Here is a 20,694-nt window from a genome sequence, read left to right on the forward strand (position 1 = left end):
GGCAGATGACCAACGCCGCGCACACCATGTTCGCCGCCGACGAGGCCTCGCGCGCGCTGGGCATCGAACTCGTCGAAGCGGGCGGCGGCCGGGCCGTGGCGACCATGACGATCACGCGCGAGATGGTCAACGGCCACGACATCGCCCACGGCGGGTACGTCTTCTTGCTGGCCGACACGGCCTTCGCGCTCGCCTGCAACAGCCACGGCCCCGCGACGGTCGCCGCGGGCGCCGACATCTCCTTCGTCGCGGCCGGCCGGCTCGGCGACCACCTCGTCGCCACGGCCACCGAGCGCACCCGCTACGGCCGCAACGGCCTCTACGACGTCACGGTCCACCGGGAGACCCCCGCCGGGCCCGAGGTCGTCGCCGAATTCCGCGGCCGCAGCCGCGTCCTCTCCGCGAAACGGGACAGTGCATGATCGAGACGGACATCAGCGCGGACGAGCTGGCCGCCCTCCAGCTGGAACGTCTGCAGTGGACACTCCGGCACGCCTACGCGAACGTTCCGGCCTACACGCGCAAGTTCGACGCGGCCGGCGTCCACCCGGACGACTGCAAGGAGCTCGCCGACCTGGCGAAGTTCCCGTTCACCACCAAGCAGGACCTGCGCGAGAACTACCCGTTCGGGATGTTCGCCGTGCCGCAGGACCAGGTCCGCCGCATCCACGCCTCCAGCGGCACGACCGGCAAGGCCACCGTCGTCGGGTACACCGAGCGGGACATCGACACGTGGGCGACGGTGATGGCCCGCTCGATCCACGCCGCGGGCGGGCGGCCGGGGCACAAGGTGCACGTCGCCTACGGCTACGGCCTGTTCACCGGCGGGCTCGGCGCGCACTACGGCGCGGAGAAGCTGGGCTGCACGGTGATCCCGGCGTCGGGCGGGATGACCGCGCGGCAGGTGCAGCTGATCACCGACTTCCGGCCCGAGGTCATCATGGTGACGCCGTCGTACATGCTGACGCTGCTCGACGAGTTCGAGCGCCAAGGCGTCGACCCGCGGGCTTCTTCCCTGAAGGTGGGCATCTTCGGCGCCGAGCCGTGGACCGAGCGGATGCGCGCGGAGATCGAGGAGCGGTTCGCGCTCGACGCCGTCGACATCTACGGGCTGTCCGAAGTGATGGGCCCGGGCGTCGCGCAGGAGTGCGTCGAGACGAAGGACGGCCTGCACATCTGGGAGGACCACTTCTACCCCGAGGTGATCGACCCGTACTCCGAGGACGTCCTCGGCGGCGGGGAGACCGGTGAGCTGGTGTTCACGTCGCTGACCAAGCAGGCGCTGCCGATCATCCGCTACCGCACCCGGGACCTGACCGAACTGAGCCCGGGCACCGCGCGGCCGGCGTTCCGGCGGATGGCCAAGGTGACCGGCCGGACCGACGACCTGATCATCCTGCGCGGGGTCAACGTCTTCCCGACGCAGATCGAGGAGATCGTGCTGCGCACGGACGGGTTGAGCCCGCACTTCCAGCTCGTCCGGTCCACCCGCGGCCGGCTCGACCACCTGACCGTGCGGGTGGAGGCCCGGCACGACGCTCCTTCCGCCGTGCGGGAAGCGGCGGCCGCGTCGCTGGTGTCGGGGGTCAAGGACGGTGTCGGGGTGACCGTGTCGGTGGACGTCGTCGACCCGGACACGCTGGAGCGGTCGATGGGCAAGATGCGGCGGATCGTCGACCAGCGGGACAAGCCGTGACGACGCCGCGGCGCGGACGGCCCGGCTACGACCTGGAGTCGTTGCTGCAGGTGGCGGTGAAGCTGTTCAACGAGCGCGGCTACGACGGCACGAGCATGGAGGACCTGTCCCGCAAGCTCGGCATCACGAAGTCGGCGATCTACCACCACGTGCCCAGCAAGGAGGAGCTGCTGCGGCTGGCGGTGGACCGGGCGCTGGACGGGCTGTTCGAGGTGGCTTCCGAGACGGCCCAGCTGGACGGGCGCGCGATCGACCGGCTGGAGCACCTGGTCCGCGGCAGCGTCGTGGTGCTGGCGGACCGGCTGCCGTTCGTGACGCTGCTGTTGCGCGTGCGGGGCAACACGAAGGTGGAGCGGGCGGCGCTGGCGCGGCGGCGTGAGTTCGACCGGCTGGTGACGGACCTGGTGAAGCAGGCCGAAGCGGAGGGCGACGTCCGCCCGGACGTGGACCCGGCGGTGACCGCGCGGTTGGTGTTCGGCATGGTGAACTCGCTGATCGAGTGGTACAAGCCGCGGCGCGGCTCCTCGGCGGCCGAAGTGGCGGACGCGGTGTGCAAGGTGGCCTTCGAGGGCCTGCGCACCGGCTCGTGAGTGGTAAAGCGGGTCAGAACCCGCCTTGGCACTCACGACGGGTCAGTCCTCCGCGGTCTGCGGGGGACGGCCCGCCTGCCACAGCAACGCCTCTCGCAGCTGGCCGATCAACCGCTCGTCGTCCGCTTCGGACGGGTCGACGCCCAGCGGGATCCAGCGCTCGGAGACCTTCTCGCCCCGGTCGTAACTGGAAATCACGATTCCCGAGTACGACAGCGAAGCCTCGTCCGCGCAGTCGCCGTCCGGAAGCGGCTCGTCCGCTTCGAACCCTTCGTCGAAGCTGACGTGGCGATGCTGCAGGCGGACGCTCACCCAGCGTCCCGCCGGCCGGATCGGCGCGCCTTCTTCGTTCATCTGCTCCTACCCCCGGTCCGGGCCCCCTGCCGTCTCGTCGCATCCGGGTGCCGGGAAGTTACCGGCCGGTTGTTCCGGTTGCGTAACGACAGAGGTTGGCGCGAAACACCGCTTGCCCGCCACCGGAGTCACTCTTTTGACGACGGGTCAACTACTTGTTGACAGCGTGCCGATCCCCCGCGAGGCTGAGCGGATGACCAGTGGGACCCGGCCGCGGCGCCGCCGGCTCGAACCGGCCGAACGGCGTGCGGAGATCCTCGCCGCCGCCCGGCACCTGTTCGGCGCGGGCAGCTACGCCTCGGTGTCCACTTCGGACATCGCCGCGGCCGCCGGGGTGGCGCGCCCCTTGATCAACCACTACTTCGGCGGGAAGCGCGAGCTGTACCTGGAAGTGGTGCGGCAGCTGATGATCGTGCCGGCGCCGGTCACCGAAGCGCTGCCGGACACCACGATGGAGCAGCGGCTGGCGATCGGCGTCGAACGCTGGATCGAGGTCGTGGACCGCAACCGCGACGCCTGGCTGACCGTGATCGGGCCGGAGGCGGCCGGGCGCGACCCCGAGATCGAGCGGATCATGCTGGAGGCCGACGAGATCGCCGCCGACCGCGTCCTGGAAGCCGCGCTGATGACCGGCGTGACCGAGGGCCGCGAAGAACTCCGGGCGATGATCCGGTCGTTCGGCGGGATGCTGCGCGCGGCGTCGCGGGAGTGGCTGATCCGCGGCACGCTCGACCGCGCGGCCCTGCGCACCTTCCTCACCGATTCGCTGCTCAACCTGCTGAAGCTCACCTACCCGGAGGTTCTCGCCGAGCGGCGCGGAAGCGACGGGCGAACGCCGCCGGCGTCAGCCCGGTCCAGCGCTTGAACGCGTGGATGAAGCTCGACGCCTCCGCGTACCCGAGCCGGTAGGCGACGTCCTCGACCGACAGCACGCCGGTGTCGAGGAGCTCTTCGGCGAGCGTCTGGCGGACCTCGTCGACCAGCGCGCGATAGCTCGTGCCGGCCTCGGTCAGGCGGCGGCGCAGGGTGCGCGTGCTGAGCGTCAGCTGCCGGGCGATCTCGTCCATCCCCGCGTCGACGCCGCCGAGCCGGACCAGCCGCTCGCGCACCTGCTGCGAAATGCCCGAACGCTGCCGCCGCCGCGTGACGAGCGCTTCGCACTGCGCGGCGCACAGGGCGACGGTCTGGTCGTTGGCCTGCGGCAGCGGCCGGCTCAGCAGCGCGGGGTCGAGGGTCGCCCGGCAGGCGTTGGCGCCGAAGCGCGGCCGGATGCCGAACGCGGCCAGGTATGGCTCCGGCGTGGGGCTTTCGTGCCGGAACGTCAGCTCGTCGAGGGCGATCTCGGGCAGCAGGTCGCGCATGACGGCGAAGATCGCGGCCAGGTCGCGCAGGACGAGGAAGCGGGCGACGTCGGCGGGCACGCGGCTGTCGTCGAGCTCCAGGGTCAGCCGGTCGGCGCCGAGGACGACGTGCGGGATGCAGAAGGCGAAGCTCAGGTCGAAGTAGCGGAGGGCGAACAGCATCGCGTCGCGCAGCGTCGGGCTGCTGATGCAGGCGAACCCGAAGATGCCGAAGGTGGTGACGCGGTAGCGGCGCCCCAGCGCCAGCGCGGTCGCGTCGGATCCGTCCAGGGCGGCCAGCGCGCGGACGACGGCCAGCTCCTGACGCGCGTCGACCTGGACGGCCGGATCGGCGAGCAGCTCCGGCGTCAGCGTGGTGGCGGCCAGGAGCCGTCCGGGCGGCAGGCCGCGCTCGGCGGCGAACCGCGTCATCAGCTCGATGCTCGCGGTGCCGCGGGGGAAGTCCCAGTCCCCGACGGCGGGCGCGGCGAGCTCGGCCATGGCCGGAATTCTGGATCAAGCCGGGAGAAGGTGTCCAATCGAGGACCGGAACTGTCCGGGGTGATCGTTAGGGTGACGACGTGCAGACCTTGAGCCGACGAGCCCTGAACCGCGCCACGCTCGAGCGCCAGCTGCTGCTGAGCCGGGCGAAGATGTCCGCCTTCGCCGCGGTCGAGCACCTGGCCGGGCTCCAGGCGCAGGCGCCGTTCCCGCCGTACTTCGGCCTGTGGTCGCGGCTGGAGGGGTTCCGGCCGGCGGAGCTGGTGGAGCTGCTCGAGAGCCGGCGCGTGGTGCGGATCGCGCTGATGCGCGGCACGGTCCACCTGGTGACGGCGGCGGACGCGCTGGCGTGGCGGCCGGTCGTCCAGGGCATCTACGACCGCGACCTCAAGCAGAACACGCTGCACGCGGCCGCGTTGGCCGGGCTCGACCACGAGCTCGTCGCCGAAGCGGCGCGGAAGCTGCTCCTCGGCGGCCCGATGCCGGGCAACGCGCTGGGCGCCGAGCTGGCCCGCACCTGGGACGCCCCGCCGTCGTCCCTGACCCACCTGGCCCGCGGCCGGCTGCCACTGGTGCAAACGCCGCCGCGGGCGATCTGGGGCAAAGCCGGGCAGACGACGTACGCGTGCCTGGACGAGTGGGTCGGCGCTGCACTCCCCGCTCCGGACCCGGCTTCGCTGATCTCGCGGTACCTGCGCGCGTTCGGCCCGGCCACGGTGGCGGACGTCCAGACGTGGGCGGGAATCACCCGTCTGGGCGAGGTGGCGGCCGCGATGGACCTGCGCCGCTACCGCGACCCGGACGGCCGCGAGCTGCTGGACCTGCCGGAGCTGACGGTGCCGGCCGAAGACGTCCCGGCGCCGCCGCGGCTGCTGGGGCCGTTCGACCAGACGATCCTGTCGTACGCGGACCGGACGCGGGTCATCTCGGACGCCTACCGCAAGCGCGTGATCTCGCAGAACGGCCTGGTCAAGGGCACCTTGCTGGTCGGCGGCCAGGTGTGCGGCTTCTGGGAGATCAAGGCATCGAAGAAGACGGCGGCGATCGAGCTGTCGCCGTTCGAGAAGCTGCCGAAGCGGGACCTCACGGCGTTGGAGCAGTCGGCGGGCGAGCTGGTGAAGTGGGCGGAAGCGGGGGCCGAGACGCACGAGGTGCGCGTCCACCCGCCGGAATGAGGCTGGCCGGAAATCTCGATTGAGTGACCGTTCGTGGCCTGTTGTCACAGGCGCGGAGTCCGTAGCTTTTCGGGCATGACTGGTTCGGCGAAGGGGCCGTCGGTGCTGATCGCGGGCACCGGGTTCGGCGGCATCGGGACGGCGATCGAGCTCAAGCGGGCGGGGTTCACCGACTTCACGATCCTCGAGAGCGCGGCCGAGCCCGGCGGCGTCTGGCGGGACAACACCTACCCGGGCGCCGCGTGCGACATCCCGTCGCCGCTGTACTCCTTCTCCTTCGAGCCCAACCCGCGGTGGCCGAAGCGGTTCTCGCACCAGCCCGACATCCTCGCCTACCTGCGGCGCGTCATCGCGAAGTACGGCCTGGAACCGCACATCCGCTACCACCGCGAGGTCACCTCGGCCGCGTTCGACGAAGACCGCGGGCTCTGGCGCGTCGAAACCGGCGCCGGCGAGATCTTCGAGGCGAACGTCTTCGTGCCCGCCGTCGGGCAGCTGTCACGGCCGGTGCTGCCGGACATCCCGAACCGGGAAAGCTTCGCCGGGGACGCCTTCCACTCCGCGCGGTGGGACCACGGCGTCGACCTGACCGGCAAGCGCGTCGCCGTCATCGGGACCGGGGCCAGCGCCGTGCAGTTCGTGCCCGAGCTGCGGAAACGCGCGCAGCACGTCACGGTCTTCCAGCGCACGCCGCCGTACGTCATGGCGAAGTCCGATCCGAGCTACCGGCGGTGGCAGCACTGGCTGTTCGAGCACCTGCCGCCGACCCAGCTGCTCGGCCGGCTGCGGATCTTCCTGCTCGCCGAGTACGCCACGTACGCGATGACGCGCCACCCGGTGCTGGCGAAGATGTTCGAGCTGCGGACCGCGCAGCTGCGGCGCCGCCACATCAAGGACCCGGAACTGCGGGCCAAGCTCAAGCCGGCGTACCCGCTGGGCTGCAAGCGGATCCTCTTCACCAACGACTACCTGCCCGCGCTCGCCCAGCCGGACGTCGACGTCGAGACGCGGCGGATCACCGAGATCACCGAGAAGGGCGTGCGCGTCGAGGACGGCACCGAAATCGAGGCGGACGTCCTGGTCTACGGCACCGGCTTCGCCGCGACGCAGTTCCTCGGCCGGATGGAGGTGCGCGGCCTCGGCGGGCGGTCCCTGGCCGACGAGTGGTCCGGCGGCGCGCGGGCGTACCTGGGCATGACCGTGCCCGGCTTCCCCAACTTCTTCTGCGTCTACGGTCCCAACACGAACCTCGGCGCCGGGTCCATCATCTACATGATCGAGCGGCAGGCCCGCTACATCCGCCAGGCGGTGGAACGGCTCACGCGGCCCGGCGTGTCCTATCTGGACGTTCGGCCGGAGGTCGAAGACCGGTACGACCGCGAGGTGCAGCAGCGCCTGGGCCACAGCGTGTGGAGCGCCTGCACGAGCTGGTACCGGCAGGCGGACGGCCGGGTGACGACCAACTGGCCCGGCCTGGTCACCGAGTACGACCGCCGGACGCGGCGCTTCGACGTCGCCGACTACCGGGTGGCGGGCTGATGGACTACGACGTCCTGGTGATCGGTTCGGGCTTCGGCGGCAGCGTCACGGCGCTGCGGCTGACCGAGAAGGGCTACCGCGTCGGCGTGCTGGAGACCGGCCGCCGGTTCGCCGACGACGAGTTCGCGAAGACGTCCTGGCGGGTGCGCAAGTACCTGTGGGCACCCGCGCTGGGCTGCTTCGGCATCCAGCGGCTGACGCTGCTGAAGAACACGTTCGTGATGAGCGGCTCCGGCGTCGGCGGGGGTTCGCTGGTGTACGCGAACACGTTGTACGAGCCCCCGGACGGCTTCTACGAAGACCCGCAGTGGGCGCACATCACCGACTGGAAGGCCGAGCTGGCGCCGTACTACGACCAGGCGAAGCGGATGCTCGGCGTGGTCGAGAACCCGGCGACGACGGCCGCGGACCGGGTGCTCAAGGACGTCGCCGACGACATGGGCATCGGCCACACGTACCGCCGCACCCCGGTCGGCGTCTACTTCGGACAGTCCGGGGTGGACCCGTTCTTCGGCGGCGCCGGTCCGGCGCGGTCGTCCTGCACGCTGTGCGGCGAGTGCATGACCGGGTGCCGGGTCGGGGCGAAGAACACGACCGTGAAGAACTACCTGTACCTGGCCGAGCGGGCGGGCGCCGTGGTCCACCCCTTGACGACGGCGGTGACGGTCCGGCCGATCGACGGCGGGTACGCGGTGGACACGCGCCGGACCGGCGGTTTCTCCCGCCGGACCTTCACCGCGACGCAGGTGGTGTTCTCGGCCGCGGCGTTGGGGACCCAGCGGCTGCTGCACCGGATGCGGGACACCGGAACCCTGCCGCTCGTCTCCCCGCGGCTCGGGCTCCTGGCCCGCACGAACTCGGAGGCGGTGCTGGCGGCCCGGTCGCTGCGCGCGGACACGGACTACTCGCGGGGTGTCGCGATCACGTCGTCGATCCACCCGGACGACGTGACGCACGTGGAGCCGGTGCGGTACGGGCGCGGCAGCAACCTGATGGGCCTGCTGGCGACGGTCCTGGTGGACGGCTCGCCGGGCCGCCGTCGCTGGGCGCTGGGCGTGCGCGAACTGTGGCGATCCCGGCGCGACCTGCTGCGCATCCACAACCCGCGGCACTGGTCGGAGCGGATGATCGGGCTGCTGGTGATGCAGACGCTGGACAATTCGGTGACGACGTACACGAAACGCGGGCTGTTCGGCCGGCGCATGACGACTCGCCAGGGGTCCGGAGCGCCGTCACCGGACTGGATCCCGGCGGGCCACGAGGTGACGCGCCGGGTGGCGGCGAAGATCGGCGGCCTGCCGCAGGGCGCGTGGACCGACCTGGCGAACATCCCGATCACGGGCCACTTCATCGGCGGCTGCACCATCGGCGACTCGCCTTCGTCGGGGGTGGTGGACCCGTACCAGCGGCTGTACGGCCACCCGGGCCTGCACGTGGTCGACGGCTCGGCGATCTCGGCCAACCTGGGCGTGAACCCGTCGCTGACGATCACGGCCCAGGCCGAGCGGGCGATGGCGTTCTGGCCGAACCACGGGGACGAGGACCCGCGGCCTTCCCTCGGCTCGCCGTACCGGCGGGTGGCCGCGGTGCCGCCTCGACGTCCGGTCGTCCCGCCGGAGGCGCCGGCCGCCCTGCGGCTGCCGATAGTGCCGCGGTGATCAGCGACCCCAGGTGGCCGGACCGCTCGAGGTGATCAGGACCCGCTGGGCCACGAACCGGATCAGGTCCAGGTCGTAGGTGAGCAGTCTCGATTCACGTCCGAAGGGGCGCAACGGCTCGCCACGGCCGTTTCCCCCTTCCTTGCCGTGGACGATTCGGCACCGCAGGTCGTAGATCCGCTGGGAGACCTGCTCGACGAGCGGAACACCGGTGTCTTTGGGGTTGAGCAGCCGGATATCGGCGATCCGCCTCTTGTCGGCCATTGCGGCGGCCCCGCGAGGATGACCTTCGAGATATCGAGTCAGTGCGTCCGCGTCAAGGCAGCTCGTCACGGTCGCCTTGAGCTGCTCTCGCTCGGTACCCGCCGTGCGATCCATGTCGGTGACCATCTCGATGACCCGGCCGAGCGCGATGTCGTCGTCGTGATCGAAGCGGGGATCCCTGAGCACGTCGCGGAGCTTCTGCACGGCAGCCGCGCGCGCGTACTTGGGCATGAAGAACTCGAGTACCTGGTAGTAGGCGAGGTACTCCAGGAACGGCGCGGATACCAACGCCCGCGCGTAGAGGTACAAAGACGCTGCGTCGTCATTGTGCGTGAGCACAGGGAACCGCGGCATCTTGGTAGATGGGGCCTCCTCGTCCCTCGGCTCCGAAGCCAGCTGCACACGGATGTTCTTCTTCAGCTGGAATGAGGCGCCGTAGCTCATGTCGAGATCGACGAAGAACGAATTGGAGATATCCCGGAGCAACCGCAGTGCTTCCTCGTGGCGATCCGTGGCGACGCCGTCGATCACCAAGCCCCACGAGTTGGGGTATGCACGGCAAGCTATTCGCAACGTCCTGGGTGGTGGCCGCTGGATCGTGATCGCCAGTCCTTCCACCGACCGGTGTTCGACGCACAGTCTGACGGGTTCCCGGACCCGGTCTCCAATCGACTCCTCACTCTTGACGGGAGCCAAATCCGGATCGTCCTGGGAAATCGGCGCCAAGCCCGCGATTTCTTTCCGGAGAAGACCGAATCCGTCCGGAGGATGGTCGAGGGCAGCGACCACAGTCCCGGACGAACGGTCGAGGAAGGCGTCGTACTCCCCGAGGAAAACCCAGTGCGTGAAGTCGGTCGAAGCCCAATCGGCCGCGTTCTTTCGCGATATGGTCACTTTCCGCTCAACGCGGCCGGCAGGGAAGTCGATCTGCAACTCCGGTTCGACGGCGATCGCGGCAGTCGGGTTCCCCGCCCAGCGCAGGGTCCACACCTTGAGGCCGGCGGCAACCGCACGTTCGGCGATCTCCCGCAACGCCGGGTCCAGCTGATCGCCCAGTTCCGTGTCCGAAACAGTCACAACCGGCAAGCTTGGCACATTCGATTACCCGTGAGCAATTCTCGGGACGGAGGCGCCGGCCGCCCTGCGGCTGCCGTTGACGCCCCGCTGAACGGCCCTCCCGGACCGCGCCGCCGGGAGGGCCACTCAGCGCACGGTCAGGGCAGGCCCGCGAGGCCCGCCGACACCGTGTTGGCGAACGCGTACCCCTGCGACGCGTCCCAGTTGATCGACCACGTCATCGCGCCGCGGATCGACGGGTACGTCGCCGGCGGCTTGAAGCTGCCGCAGGACGTGCCGCGGGCCAGGCAGTTCAGCGCCGACACCGTGTTGGCCGGGGCCTGGTAGCCGCCGCCCGCCGCCTGGGGGGAGGCCGGGAGGCCGAGGCCGACCTGGTCCGCGCGCAGGCCGCCCTGGAGCTGGATGCAGGCCAGCGCCGTCAGGAAGTCGACCGTGCCCTGCGAGTAGACGTTGCCGTTGCAGCCCAGCATCGAGCCGGAGTTGTAGTACTGCATGTTGACGATCGTCAGGATGTCCTTGATGTTCAGCGCCAGCTGGAAGTAGCCGCCCGCCGTGGACTGCATGTCGATCGTCTGCGGCGCCATCGTGATGACCTTGCCGCCGCCGTTGTAGATGCTCCGCAGCGCCTGTCCCATGTACGTGGCGTTGATGCCGTTCTCGAGGTCGATGTCGACGCCGTCGAAGCCGTAGTTCGCGATCAGGGACTTGATGCTGTTCGCGAAGTTGTTCGCCGAGTTCGAATCGGCCACGCTGATCGTGCCGTTCTGGCCGCCGACCGAGATGATCACCTTCTGGCCGCGGGCCTGTACCGTCTTGACGTCGGCCTTGAACTGGGCGTCCGTGTAGCCGCCGAGCTGCGAAGACAGGCCGGAGTCGAGCGTGAAGCTCACCGCTCCGGGCGTGCCGGTCGCGTCCGCGAAGGACACCGCGATGATGTTGTACTTCGTCGGGACGTCGGCGAGCTTCAGCGCCTTGGCGCCGTTGTAGAAGTTCTGCCAGTACCCCGTCAGGACGTGCTTCGGCAGGTCACCCTGCGTCGGCGGCGTCGTGGTCGTGGTCGTCGGCGGCGTGGTGGGCGTCGTCGGGGTGGTCGGGGTGGTGGGCGTCGTCGGCGTGGTCGGCGTCGTCGTCGGCGGGGTGCCGGGGCCGTCGAGGCTGACGTCGTCGGCGTAGTACGCCGGCTGGCCGTACCAGCCGTGCAGGTACACCGTCAGCGACGTGCTCGCACCGGTCGTGAAGCTCAGCGACAGCTGCTGGTAGCCGCTGGTGCCGGGCGTCCACGTGCTGGTCGTCGCCGAGCCGGAGACGCCCAGGTAGACGTAGCTGCCCTGGACCCACGCGGACAGCTTGTACGCCGTGTTCGCCGAGACGGTGAGCGTCTGGGAGCACTGGGCGTTGTCCGACGACGACGGCGTCGCGTTCAGGGCGCGGCTGCCGCCGTGCACCGGCGAGCTCACCGCGGCCGACGCGCCGGTGCAGCTCCAGCTCGCCGTGCCGGCTTCGAAGCCGGGGTTGGCCAGGATGTTCGCCGCCGAGGCGCTGCCGGCGAGCACGAAAGTGACGCCGAGGGACAGCGTCACCACGGATAGTAAGGAAAGCAGAGCGAAGCGAACCTTGGGGACCACGGGAGACCTCCGTGACACTGGTGAGGCAGGTCACCACAAAGTGGACTAGACCAATCTGATTGTCAAGGAACCCCATCCGAAAGTCGGGGCGCCCGAAACGGCAGAATGTGACGATCGGATCCAGGTCAATCGGGAGCGTGTTGCAGTGAGCGTGTCGGTCGAGCAGAAGATCGCCGAAGAACTGGGCGTGCGCGAAGGACAGGTCAAGGCGGCCGTCGAGCTCCTCGACGGCGGGTCGACCGTGCCGTTCATCGCCCGCTACCGCAAGGAAGTCACCGGCATGCTCGACGACGCGCAGCTGCGCACGCTCGAAGAGCGGCTGCGCTACCTGCGGGAACTCGACGAGCGCCGGCTCGCCGTGCTCGAGTCCATCCGGAGCCAGGGCAAGCTCGACGACGCCCTCGAGGCCTCGATCCTCGCCGCGGACACCAAGTCGCGGCTGGAGGACATCTACCTCCCGTACAAGCCGAAGCGCCGCACGAAGGCCATGATCGCGCGCGAAGCCGGTCTCGAGCCGCTGGCCGACGGCCTGCTGAACGACCCGACCACGGACCCGCAGGCGGCCGCCGCGGTGTTCGTCGACGCGGACAAGGGCGTCGCGGACGCGCAGGCCGCCCTCGACGGCGCCCGCGCGATCCTCGTCGAGCGCTTCGCCGAGGACGCCGACCTCATCGGTGACCTGCGGGAGAAGATGTGGGGCCAGGGCCACCTGGTCGCCAAGGTGCGGTCCGGCAAGGAGGAGGAAGGCGCGAAGTTCTCCGACTACTTCGACTTCTCCGAGCCCTACACCAAGCTCCCCTCGCACCGGATCCTCGCGATGCTGCGCGGCGAGAAGGAGGAGGTCCTCGACCTCACCATGGCGCCGGACGAGCCGTCGGACGAACCGCAGGTCGGCCCGACCGAGTACGAGCAGCGCATCGCGGCGAAGTTCGGCATCACCCAGCAGGGGCGGCCGGCCGACAAATGGCTCGGCGACACCGTCCGCTGGGCGTGGCGCACCAAGATCCTCCTGCACCTGGGCATCGACCTGCGGATGCGGCTGCGCCAGGCGGCCGAGGACGACGCCGTGCGCGTCTTCGCGGCCAACCTGCGCGACCTCCTGCTGGCCGCGCCGGCCGGCACCCGCGCCACCATGGGCCTCGACCCGGGCTTCCGGACCGGCGTCAAGGTGGCCGTCGTGGACGCGACCGGCAAGGTCGTCGACACCCACGTGATCTACCCGCACCAGCCGGCGAACAAGTGGGACCAGTCGATCGCCGAGCTGGCGGCGCTGGCGGCGCGGCACAAGGTGGATCTGATCTCGATCGGCAACGGGACGGCCTCGCGCGAGACGGACAAGCTCGCGCAGGAGCTGATCAAGAAGCACCCGGAGCTGAAGCTGACGAAGGCGGTCGTGTCCGAGGCGGGCGCGTCGGTGTACTCGGCGTCGGCGTTCGCTTCGCAGGAACTGCCGAACATGGACGTCTCGCTGCGCGGCGCGGTCTCGATCGCCCGGCGGCTGCAGGACCCCCTGGCCGAGCTGGTGAAGATCGATCCGAAGTCGATCGGCGTCGGGCAGTACCAGCACGACCTGTCCGAGGTGTCGCTGTCGCGCTCGTTGGACGCGGTGGTCGAGGACTGCGTGAACGCGGTCGGCGTGGACGTCAACACGGCGTCGGCGCCGCTGCTGACCCGGGTCTCGGGCATCACGACGGGCCTGGCGGAGAACATCGTGGCCCACCGCGACACGAACGGCCCGTTCCGCTCCCGCACGGCGCTGAAGGAGGTCGCGCGCCTCGGCCCCAAGGCGTTCGAGCAGTGCGCGGGCTTCCTCCGCATCCCGGACGGCGACGACCCGCTCGACTCGTCGGCGGTCCACCCGGAGGCGTACCCGGTGGTCCGGCGCATCCTGTCCAAGACCGGCACCGACATCCGCTCCCTGATCGGCAACACGCGGACGCTGTCGTCGCTGCGCCCGGCCGAGTTCGTGGACGAGCAGTTCGGTCTCCCGACGGTGACGGACATCCTCTCGGAGCTCGACAAGCCGGGCCGCGACCCCCGCCCGGCCTTCAAGACGGCGACGTTCGCCGAGGGCGTGGACAAGATCTCGGACCTGAAGCCGGGGATGCGCCTGGAGGGCGTGGTGACGAACGTGGCGGCGTTCGGGGCGTTCATCGACGTGGGCGTGCACCAGGACGGCCTGGCGCACGTTTCGGCGCTGTCGAAGAACTTCGTGAAGGACCCGCGGGAGGTCGTGAAGCCCGGGGACATCGTGAAGGTGAAGGTCCTGGACGTCGACGTGCCACGGAAGCGGATCTCGCTGACGCTGCGGCTGGACGACGAGCCGGGGGCCGGTTCGTCGCGCGGCGGCGGCGGCGGTGGCGAGCGCCGGGACCGCGGCCAGGGCGGCCAGGGCGGTCAGGGCCAGCGCCGCGGCGGCGGTGGCGGCGACCGGCGTGGTCAGGGTGGCGGCGGTGGCCGGGACCGCGGCGGCAACGCCGGCGGTTCGATGGCCGACGCGCTCCGGCGGGCCGGGTTCGGCAAGTAGGACAAGCAGCGAAGGCCGCTCCGAGTCCCTCGGGGCGGCCTTCGTCATGCCGGGACCACCACCCGTTCGGAGCAAACTTGGTGACGGAACGGAGACGCAGCCCCGAAGATCGTAACGCAGCGCGACAACCGGCCGAACTACTCACCGTCGAGCCCGCGCGCCGGGGATTTTCCGTCACCGCACGACCCAGGAGACGCCGCCATGACCGCTCCGTATTCGCCGCCCCCGGCCGGCGTTCCGTACCCGGTTCCCACGCCCGCTCCGAAGCCCGCCAAGTTCGCGGCTCTCGCGTGGACCGCCGTGATCCTCGGCATCGTGGGGGTGATCGGCTCACCGGTCATCTTCCTCAACAACCTGACCGCCGTGGTCGCCGGAGTCGGGTTCGTGCTCGGAGTCATCGCCCTCTTCGGCAGCAAGAAGATCCTCGCCGCGATCGGGGTCGTGCTGAGCATCCTCGCGATCGTGTTCACCGTCATTGCGCAGAACGCCGCCGTCGAAGACCTGAAGGACAAGCTCGGACTGCCCGCGTCGGACGACAACGCCGCCGGGCAGACGTATTCGATCGGCCAGACCCACCGCGGCACCGACGTCGACATCACGATCGCCGACGCCAAGGCCTTCACCACCAGCGACACGGCCGCGCCGAAGCAGAACACCCCGGCCACCAGCTTCCAGGTCACCATCGCGAACCACTCGGGCAAGCCGTGGTCCGCGGCGATGCTCATCGTGCAGGCGACCGCCGGCAACACCACCGCCGAGCAGGTCTTCGACACGGACCTGGAGGGCTCCCCCAGCCAGGACGTCCTGCCGGGCAAGGAACTCACCTACCGCATCGGCTTCCTGGACGGCCCCGGCGATCTGACCATCCAGGTCGGTGCCGTCGGCGGGGACAAGGTGTACTTCGTCCACAAACGCTGACACGCCGGTGGTGGGGGTGTTCAGCGCAGTGCGAACAGGCCGACCGCGAACAAGAACGCCGGCACCACGGCCGCCGCCAGGCTGATCAGCCAGGTCCCGCCGCGCCAGCCCGTCGGCGAGGCGTCCGAAACCAGCCGCCGCACCAGGGCGGCCTCCACCACCGCCGTCAGCAGGAACCCCAGGCCGACGCTGAAGATCGCCGCCGCGCCGACGAAGAACAAGCCCGAGGTCGAGGCCGCCGCCAAGGGGGTCGCGACCTCCCAGCGCACCAGGCCCGCCGTCGCCGTCAGGGCCGCCAGCAGCAGCACGAACGCCACCAGGAAGCCGATCCGCGCCGTGGTCTGGTGGTGGGCGCCGGCGAACCACCAGAAGCCCGCGTCGAGCGCCGCCACGACCAGCGCCAGCACGACGAACCCCGCGCGGAAAGTCAGCACCCGATCACTCTAGCGAGGCGAATCTCGCTTCCACACTGCCGAGCGCGCCGAAGTCCGCCACCACGTGGCCGCCCGCGCGGATCGGGCACGGCGGCGTCGCCGTTCCCGTCGTCACGATGTCGCCCGGGCGCAACGCGCGGCCGTGGCGGGGCAGCTCCATCGCCAGCCAGTGCAGCGCCAGGCGCGGGTCGCCGAGGACCAGGCTGCCGCTGCCGCGGGAGAACTCCTCGCCGTCGGCGTGGAGGACCACCTGGCTGCGGGGCAGGTCGGCGTCGCGCCAGCCCGGCACCGGGCGGCCTTCCACGAACCGGCCCGAACACGCCGCGTCGGCCAGCAGCTGCGGGCCGCCCGCGTGGCGGTGGTCGGTGTAGCGGCTGTCCGGCAGCTCGATCGCCAGGAACATCGTGTCGACCGCGTCGAGCACCCCGGACAGCGACGGCGACAGCCCCGGGTCCGCCTTGAGCCGGAACGCGAACTCGGGTTCGGCGACGCCCATCGTCATCGTGTCGGCCGGGACCGGGGCCCCCTCGACGTGGTGGAACCGCTCGAACATCGCGCCCGGCAGCGGCCCGGGGACGCCGAGGTACTGCCGGGCGTACACGGTCGTCGCGCCGATCTTCCAGCCCGACACCGGCCCGGCCCGCTCGGCGAGCGCCGCCTGTGCCGCCATGCCGTCGGCGTGGTCGCGCGGGCAGGCGTCGTCCGGGAGGCCCTCCAGCCTCTTGCCGGTCAGCCACGCGTCCCAGATCAGTTCCGCCGCCCGCTCTCGGTTCACGCCGGTGATCTTGCCAACCGGAACACCGGGTGTCGATCGGCTTCCGCGGCGAACGCCTCGGGCGGGCCGGTCAGCTTCGCGTCGAAGAACGGCGCGGTCACCGGGATCTTGCGGACGTACGCGCGCAGCACCGGGCCCGCCGCGGCGGCGTCGGCCTCCTCGACCTCCCACGTCTCGCGCCGGCGCCCGCGCCGCAGCCGGGCGGTGGGGTCGGCGCGCAGGTTGTGCACCCAGCCGACCGGCCCGTACGGCGCAACGAGCCACCGCTCGCCGCCGACCTCGATCACGTTGACCGGTGTGGTCCGGTCGGCGCCGCTCTTGCGGCCCCGAGTGGTCAGCAGGAACCCGGTGCCGCCCGCGGCCGGGATCCCGCGCTCCAGCAACGCCCGCACGACGACGTTCGCGGCCTTCCGCGTCACGCCCATCCGGTACTTCCGCGCCATCACGGCTGCATGGCGTAGACCCCGGAGAGCTCCCGCACCCGCGCCCAGACGTTCTCGAACCGGGCGGCGTCCACCACCGGCTTGCGCAGCGCCGCCAGGGCGATCGCCTGCTGGGCGTCGGTCGAGCTCGCCTTGCCGTGCAGGTCCACCGCCGCGACGCTGAAGTCCTGCACCAGCACCGCGAAGATCTGGTCGGCGACCTCGTCGTCCAGGCCGGTGATGCGGGCCTGCTCCAGGACGAGCTGGCCGTAGACGATCAGCGTGAACAGCTCGGTCAGCGCGAGCCCGAAGTCGAGGTCGGCCTGCTGCGCCTCGTCCGGCGCCGCCTCGGTGAGCAGCTTGACGAGGTAGCCCGCCTGCTCGGTGAACAGCGCGACGTTCGGGATGTGCGCGGCTTCGGCGTAGGCGGTCTTCCAGTCGTGGAACCGGACTTTCGACAGGCCGCGCGCCGGGCCCTGGCGGAAGAGGAACTCGTCGTCCGCGGCGTCGGTGCGGGTCGGCACCGGCGGGTACTCCTGCGGCGCGAAGAGGTAGTTCGGCATGAACTTCGCGATCAGCGCCAGGTTGACGGCCACCGTGCCCTCGAGCTTCGGCAGGCCGTCGATGTCGTTCTTGGACATCGCCAGGTAGGTGTCGGCTTCGAAGCCCTTGGCCGCGACGACGTCGGCGACCAGGCCGATCACCTTCTGCGCCTCGGTGGTCACCTTCATCTTGGTGATCGGGTTGAACAGCAGGTAGCGGCGGTCGTCGGGGTTCGCGCTGCGGAAGTAGTCGACGGCGCGGTCGGAGAACAGCTTCATCGCCGTCAGCCGCGCGTAGGCCTCGACGAACTCGCGGCGGACGTGCGGGAAGTCGGTGACGGGCTTGCCATAGAGGACACGGTTGTGGGCGTGCGTGATGGCTTCGTACAGCGAGTGCGTCGCCATGCCGATGCCGCCGAAGCAGAGGTTGAACTTGCCGATGTTGACGGTGTTCAGCGCGGCGCTGAAGGCTTCGGCGCCGACGTGCAGGATGTCCTCGGCGCGCACCGGGTAGTCCTCGAGCCGGAACTCGGCGACGTACATCTGCGACGGCACCACGTTCTTCACGACGTGGTAGTTCGGGTGCTCGGAGTCGGCGTAGAAGAAGACGTACTGGTCCGGGCCTTCGACGCCGTCGATGCGGCCGAAGACGGACACCGTGCGGGCGCAGTTGCCGTTGCCGATGTAGTACTTGGAGCCGGTGGCGCGGTAGCCGTCGCCGTCCTTGGTCAGGACCAGGTCCGAGGAGTAGATGTCGGCGCCGTGGTCCTTTTCGGACAGTCCGAACGCGCCGACGCCGCCGGCGTCGAGGGCGGCCGCGGCGCGGGCACGGGCCGCGGCGTTGCCGCTCTGCCACACCGGCCCGAGGCCGAGGATCGTGACCTGCCACGGGTACCAGTAGTTCAAGCCGTAGAAGCCGAGGATTTCCGACAGCGCGGCGACGCGGGCGGTGTCCCAGCGCTTGTCGGGGTGGCCGTTCGCGTCGGCGGACGGCGTGAGGAAGGTCGAGAACAGGCCTTCCTTGCCCGCGAACTCGATGAAATCCGCGTAGAAGGTGCGGTTGTGGTAGTCCTCGGTCAGCTTCGCCTTGCCGCGCTGCTCGAACCAGTCGATGGTGGCGCGCAGCAGGCGCCGCGTCTCGGCGTCGAAGTGCGCCGGGTCGTACTCGCGCGGGTTCAGCAGCATGGTGGTCCTCCTCGATTACCGACCGGTAACTTAGCAAGGCCGCGCGAGTGCGGGCAATCTCACTGGGGATAGGTCACGCTCGTTGGTACACTGATCATGCGGGCCGCTCAGTTCTGCCTCGGCCCGCTGCTGTTGTCGACTACCACGCGCCGCGGCCGTTGACCGGTCTGCGCCGGGCAGGACAACCCTTCTCAGGTTACGGAGACCAGGGCATTCGCGTGCCCGCATGCACTTATGAGCACTTTCGCTGAACTCGGCTTGCCGACCCCGCTCGTGGCCGCACTGGCCACCCAGGGCGTCACCGAGCCGTTCCCCATCCAGGCGGCGACCCTGCCGCACACCCTCGCCGGCCGGGACGTCCTCGGCCGCGGCCGGACCGGTTCCGGCAAGACGTACGGCTTCGTGCTGCCCGTCCTGGCCCGCCTCGCCGCGGGCCCGACGCGGCGCAAGCCGGGCCGTCCCCGCGCGCTGATCCTGGCGCCGACGCGCGAGCTCGCGACGCAGATCGAGGCGTCGATCCTGCCCCTGGCCAAGCCGCTGGGCCTGCGCACGACGACCATCTTCGGCGGGGTTTCGGCCAATCCCCAGATCACCCGGCTGCGCGATGGCGTCGACATCGTCGTCGCCTGCCCCGGCCGGCTCGCCGACCACATGCGCTCCGGGCACGTGAAGCTCGACGCCATCGAGATCACCGTGCTGGACGAGGCCGACCACATGGCCGACCTGGGCTTCCTCCCCGAGGTCCGCCGGATCATGGACGCCACGCCGTCCCGCGGCCAGCGGCTGCTGTTCTCGGCGACGCTGGACAACGGCGTGGACGTGCTGGTCAAGCGCTTCATGGACGACCCGGTGCTGCACAGCGTCGACTCGGCGCAGTCCCCGGTGGCGACGATGGAGCACCACGTCCTGCACCTGGAGGAGACCCACCGGCTGCCGGTGCTGGTCGACCTGACGGCGGCGCCCGGGCGCACGCTGGTGTTCACGCGGACGAAGAGCCGCGCGAAGGCGCTGACGCGGAAGCTGAACGCATCGGGTGTCCCGGCGGTGGAGCTGCACGGCAACCTGGGCCAGAACGCCCGCACCCGCAACCTCGAGGCGTTCTCGTCGGGCACGGCCCGCACCCTGGTGGCGACGGACATCGCGGCGCGAGGCATCCACGTCGACGACGTCCGCCTGGTCATCCACGCGGACCCGCCGGTGGAGCACAAGGCGTACCTGCACAGGTCGGGCCGCACGGCCCGAGCGGGGGCGTCGGGCACGGTGGTGACGCTGATGACGGACGCGCAGGTCCGCGACGTCCGGGACCTGACGCGCAAGGCGGGCATCAAGCCGACGACGACCCAGCTCGGCCCGGGTCACCCGCTGCTGGCGGAGCTGGCCCCGGGCGAGAGGACGTTCTCGAAGGCCCCGGCGGTGGACAACCGGCCCAAGAAGGTATCGGCGACAGGCGCGGCCCCGGCCGTCGGCCGCGGCCGCCGCTCGGCGGCGCCGAAGGAAAACCGAGGCGGGCAGCGTTCACGCGCGGCGGCCCAGGAGCAGCGTTCGGCCGGGTCCGGTTCGCGCCGTTCGGAAGGGGCGGCCTCGGGCGGGTCCCGGAGGTCGGGTGGCTCGGGCGGGTCCCAGCGGTCAGGCGCTTCGGGTGGCTCGCGCCGCTCGGGCGCGACTGCGGGGCGTGCCGGCGGCGGGGGTTCCGCAGGCGGGACGACCGCTTCGAGCCGTTCCGGCGGCACGGCCGCTTCCGGTGGTGCCCGACGTTCGGGCACCCCGGCGTCGGGCAACCGCCGCGCGGGCTCGGCCACCGGCGGCGCGGCCGCCTTCTCCTCGGGAACCCGAGCGGGCTCCCGCCGCTCGCGCTGATCCAAGGCTGACGAAGTCCCGGCCTGGCGTCCCTTCGCCAGGTCGGGACTGCTTTTTTGCAGCTGCCGCACCAAGCGGAACGGCACGCGGACGCCCAAACCGGCACCCAGCCCAGGCCTCCCCCACCACCCCGATCCGAAGCCAGCACGCGGACGGTGGTGCCGGGTCAAGGCACGCTTTCCCGCCTTGACGCGGTACCACCGGCCGTAGTGACA

General features: G+C 70.7%; 18 protein-coding genes. 10 read left to right on the top strand and 8 right to left on the bottom strand.

The genetic code is table 11. The features are described 5' to 3' along the window. Window positions 1-5: 5 nt before the first annotated feature. The 3 genes from paaI to ACWDN5_RS30625 are packed head-to-tail and all read left to right on the top strand — an operon-like array spanning window position 6 to window position 2,286. Window positions 6-422 carry a hydroxyphenylacetyl-CoA thioesterase PaaI gene (paaI, locus tag ACWDN5_RS30615; protein WP_310977561.1) on the top strand — a complete coding sequence of 139 codons (417 nt, stop codon included), beginning with the start codon at window positions 6-8 and terminating at the stop codon, window positions 420-422. Beyond that, window positions 419-1,696, top strand: coding sequence for a phenylacetate--CoA ligase PaaK (gene paaK, locus ACWDN5_RS30620; RefSeq protein ID WP_310977562.1), 1,278 nt, complete (start codon window positions 419-421; stop codon window positions 1,694-1,696). The genes paaI and paaK overlap by 4 nt, the downstream gene beginning before the upstream one ends. Beyond that, window positions 1,693-2,286, top strand: a complete 594-nt coding sequence (locus ACWDN5_RS30625; protein WP_449678719.1) for a TetR/AcrR family transcriptional regulator — start codon at window positions 1,693-1,695, stop codon at window positions 2,284-2,286. Before paaK ends, ACWDN5_RS30625 begins: the two co-directional genes overlap by 4 nt. A gap of 42 nt (window positions 2,287-2,328) precedes the next feature. Here ACWDN5_RS30625 and ACWDN5_RS30630 read toward each other — a convergent pair whose 3' ends face one another. Further along, window positions 2,329-2,640, bottom strand: a complete 312-nt coding sequence (locus ACWDN5_RS30630) for a hypothetical protein (RefSeq protein ID WP_310977564.1) — start codon at window positions 2,638-2,640, stop codon at window positions 2,329-2,331. A gap of 193 nt (window positions 2,641-2,833) precedes the next feature. Here ACWDN5_RS30630 and ACWDN5_RS30635 point away from each other — a divergent pair, with 193 nt between their 5' ends. Beyond that, window positions 2,834-3,505, top strand: coding sequence for a TetR/AcrR family transcriptional regulator (locus tag ACWDN5_RS30635; RefSeq protein WP_449678720.1), 672 nt, complete (start codon window positions 2,834-2,836; stop codon window positions 3,503-3,505). Here ACWDN5_RS30635 and ACWDN5_RS30640 read toward each other — a convergent pair. After that, window positions 3,426-4,481 carry an AraC family transcriptional regulator gene (locus tag ACWDN5_RS30640; RefSeq protein WP_449678721.1) on the bottom strand — a complete coding sequence of 352 codons (1,056 nt, stop codon included), beginning with the start codon at window positions 4,479-4,481 and terminating at the stop codon, window positions 3,426-3,428. The genes ACWDN5_RS30635 and ACWDN5_RS30640 overlap by 80 nt on opposite strands. Before the next feature lie 80 nt (window positions 4,482-4,561). On the opposite strand from ACWDN5_RS30640, the gene ACWDN5_RS30645 reads away from it, so the two are divergent. The 3 genes from ACWDN5_RS30645 (at window position 4,562) to ACWDN5_RS30655 (ending at window position 8,853) form a co-directional block, all read left to right on the top strand. Then, window positions 4,562-5,656, top strand: a complete 1,095-nt coding sequence (locus tag ACWDN5_RS30645) for a winged helix DNA-binding domain-containing protein (protein ID WP_449678722.1) — start codon at window positions 4,562-4,564, stop codon at window positions 5,654-5,656. Window positions 5,657-5,731: 75 nt separating this feature from the next. Further along, complete coding sequence (locus ACWDN5_RS30650) at window positions 5,732-7,195, top strand: flavin-containing monooxygenase (protein ID WP_310977568.1); 1,464 nt, start codon at window positions 5,732-5,734, stop codon at window positions 7,193-7,195. Further along, window positions 7,195-8,853 carry a GMC oxidoreductase gene (locus ACWDN5_RS30655; RefSeq protein WP_449678723.1) on the top strand — a complete coding sequence of 553 codons (1,659 nt, stop codon included), beginning with the start codon at window positions 7,195-7,197 and terminating at the stop codon, window positions 8,851-8,853. Before ACWDN5_RS30650 ends, ACWDN5_RS30655 begins: the two co-directional genes overlap by 1 nt. Here ACWDN5_RS30655 and ACWDN5_RS30660 read toward each other — a convergent pair whose 3' ends face one another. Together ACWDN5_RS30660 and ACWDN5_RS30665 are read right to left on the bottom strand one after the other, a co-directional pair. Further along, entirely contained in the window at window positions 8,854-10,194 is a 1,341-nt protein-coding gene (locus ACWDN5_RS30660) for a hypothetical protein (protein ID WP_449678724.1), read from the bottom strand. A gap of 137 nt (window positions 10,195-10,331) precedes the next feature. Then, the gene (locus ACWDN5_RS30665; protein WP_310977570.1) at window positions 10,332-11,819 is read right to left on the bottom strand and encodes a chitinase; all 1,488 of its coding nucleotides are present in this window, start codon (window positions 11,817-11,819) and stop codon (window positions 10,332-10,334) included. A gap of 145 nt (window positions 11,820-11,964) precedes the next feature. Here ACWDN5_RS30665 and ACWDN5_RS30670 point away from each other — a divergent pair, with 145 nt between their 5' ends. Together ACWDN5_RS30670 and ACWDN5_RS30675 are read left to right on the top strand one after the other, a co-directional pair. Continuing rightward, complete coding sequence (locus tag ACWDN5_RS30670; protein ID WP_449678725.1) at window positions 11,965-14,346, top strand: Tex family protein; 2,382 nt, start codon at window positions 11,965-11,967, stop codon at window positions 14,344-14,346. Between the two features lie 201 nt (window positions 14,347-14,547). Further along, window positions 14,548-15,264, top strand: a complete 717-nt coding sequence (locus ACWDN5_RS30675; RefSeq protein WP_449678726.1) for a hypothetical protein — start codon at window positions 14,548-14,550, stop codon at window positions 15,262-15,264. Window positions 15,265-15,284: 20 nt separating this feature from the next. On the opposite strand, the gene ACWDN5_RS30680 is transcribed toward ACWDN5_RS30675, so the two are convergent. From ACWDN5_RS30680 to ACWDN5_RS30695, 4 genes are read right to left on the bottom strand one after another with little or no spacing between them, the layout of a single operon-like run. After that, a complete protein-coding gene (locus ACWDN5_RS30680) occupies window positions 15,285-15,698 on the bottom strand; it encodes a hypothetical protein (protein WP_310977572.1) in 414 nt (137 codons plus the stop codon). Between the two features lie 4 nt (window positions 15,699-15,702). Then, entirely contained in the window at window positions 15,703-16,473 is a 771-nt protein-coding gene (locus ACWDN5_RS30685; protein ID WP_449678727.1) for a 2-keto-4-pentenoate hydratase, read from the bottom strand. Then, window positions 16,470-16,916: a nitroreductase family deazaflavin-dependent oxidoreductase gene (locus tag ACWDN5_RS30690; RefSeq protein ID WP_449678728.1), complete on the bottom strand. Its 447-nt coding sequence runs from the start codon at window positions 16,914-16,916 to the stop codon at window positions 16,470-16,472. The genes ACWDN5_RS30685 and ACWDN5_RS30690 overlap by 4 nt, the downstream gene beginning before the upstream one ends. Beyond that, complete coding sequence (locus ACWDN5_RS30695; RefSeq protein ID WP_449678729.1) at window positions 16,916-18,622, bottom strand: acyl-CoA dehydrogenase; 1,707 nt, start codon at window positions 18,620-18,622, stop codon at window positions 16,916-16,918. The genes ACWDN5_RS30690 and ACWDN5_RS30695 overlap by 1 nt, the downstream gene beginning before the upstream one ends. A gap of 234 nt (window positions 18,623-18,856) precedes the next feature. On the opposite strand from ACWDN5_RS30695, the gene ACWDN5_RS30700 reads away from it, so the two are divergent. Beyond that, the gene (locus ACWDN5_RS30700) at window positions 18,857-20,479 is read left to right on the top strand and encodes a DEAD/DEAH box helicase (RefSeq protein ID WP_449678730.1); all 1,623 of its coding nucleotides are present in this window, start codon (window positions 18,857-18,859) and stop codon (window positions 20,477-20,479) included. Window positions 20,480-20,694 lie beyond the last annotated feature (215 nt).

This window comes from Amycolatopsis sp. NPDC003731, assembly GCF_053586895.1.

Excerpts from the sequence above, each read along its gene's own strand:
- paaI (WP_310977561.1), top strand. The coding sequence starts at position 6 with ATGACCAACGCCGCGCACACCATGTTCGCCGCCGACGAGGCCTCGCGC.
- paaK (WP_310977562.1), top strand. The coding sequence starts at position 419 with ATGATCGAGACGGACATCAGCGCGGACGAGCTGGCCGCCCTCCAGCTG.
- ACWDN5_RS30630 (WP_310977564.1), bottom strand. The coding sequence starts at position 2,640 with ATGAACGAAGAAGGCGCGCCGATCCGGCCGGCGGGACGCTGGGTGAGC.
- ACWDN5_RS30635 (WP_449678720.1), top strand. The coding sequence starts at position 2,834 with ATGACCAGTGGGACCCGGCCGCGGCGCCGCCGGCTCGAACCGGCCGAA.
- ACWDN5_RS30640 (WP_449678721.1), bottom strand. The coding sequence starts at position 4,481 with ATGGCCGAGCTCGCCGCGCCCGCCGTCGGGGACTGGGACTTCCCCCGC.
- ACWDN5_RS30650 (WP_310977568.1), top strand. The coding sequence starts at position 5,732 with ATGACTGGTTCGGCGAAGGGGCCGTCGGTGCTGATCGCGGGCACCGGG.
- ACWDN5_RS30655 (WP_449678723.1), top strand. The coding sequence starts at position 7,195 with ATGGACTACGACGTCCTGGTGATCGGTTCGGGCTTCGGCGGCAGCGTC.
- ACWDN5_RS30675 (WP_449678726.1), top strand. The coding sequence starts at position 14,548 with ATGACCGCTCCGTATTCGCCGCCCCCGGCCGGCGTTCCGTACCCGGTT.
- ACWDN5_RS30690 (WP_449678728.1), bottom strand. The coding sequence starts at position 16,916 with ATGGCGCGGAAGTACCGGATGGGCGTGACGCGGAAGGCCGCGAACGTC.
- ACWDN5_RS30695 (WP_449678729.1), bottom strand. The coding sequence starts at position 18,622 with ATGCTGCTGAACCCGCGCGAGTACGACCCGGCGCACTTCGACGCCGAG.
- ACWDN5_RS30700 (WP_449678730.1), top strand. The coding sequence starts at position 18,857 with ATGAGCACTTTCGCTGAACTCGGCTTGCCGACCCCGCTCGTGGCCGCA.